At 56.6% G+C, this 551-nt stretch carries 1 protein-coding gene; it reads left to right on the top strand.

The window, feature by feature from the left end:
- Nucleotides 1-137: 137 nt before the first annotated feature.
- Nucleotides 138-551: transposase (locus NUV99_12140; protein ID MCR4420838.1), on the top strand; the 414-nt coding region annotated here is incomplete at its 3' end.

Raw genomic sequence — 551 nt, 5'->3', positions numbered from 1 at the left:
TAAGCGCAAGTTCCCGGCCTGAGGGAGGCTTAGATCTAGGTGTGGCACTGGTTTTCGCGACATTTTTGGTTCAATATGTAGCCACGGAAATAGGAGATAGTAGTTGACAAATGGGGTGAAGATGATATAATGAAGCCATGAGAAAGGTAGCCACGGCGATGCACGTCGCGACCACCAAGCGCACCTACAAAGGCAAAACCTACGTGACCTATCTCCTTCGTCAGACCTACCGGGAGGGGGGCAAGGTCAAGCATAGGACCCTAGCGAATCTCTCCTCTCTTCCTTTACCCACCATTGAGCTTATCAGGCGGTCACTGAAGGGAGAGGTATTCCTGTCGGCGGGCGAGGACCTGAAGATCACCGTCTCCCGCTCCCACGGGGCGGTTTATGCCGTGCTGGGTATGATCCGCAAGCTAGGTCTTGACCAGCTCATCTACTCCCGGAACACGCCGTGGCGGGCGCTGGTGCTGGCCATGGTAGTGGCGCGCATTCTGGAGGGGGGCTCCAAGCTATTTGCCTCCCGGTGGTGGCGGGGAACTACGTTACCGGAG

The organism is Clostridia bacterium (assembly GCA_024653205.1).
Lineage (GTDB): Bacteria > Bacillota > DSM-521 > Neomoorellales > SLTJ01 > JANLFO01.
The sequence above is the reverse complement of the archived record's forward strand: the minus strand, read 5'-3'. Positions and strand labels throughout refer to the sequence as shown.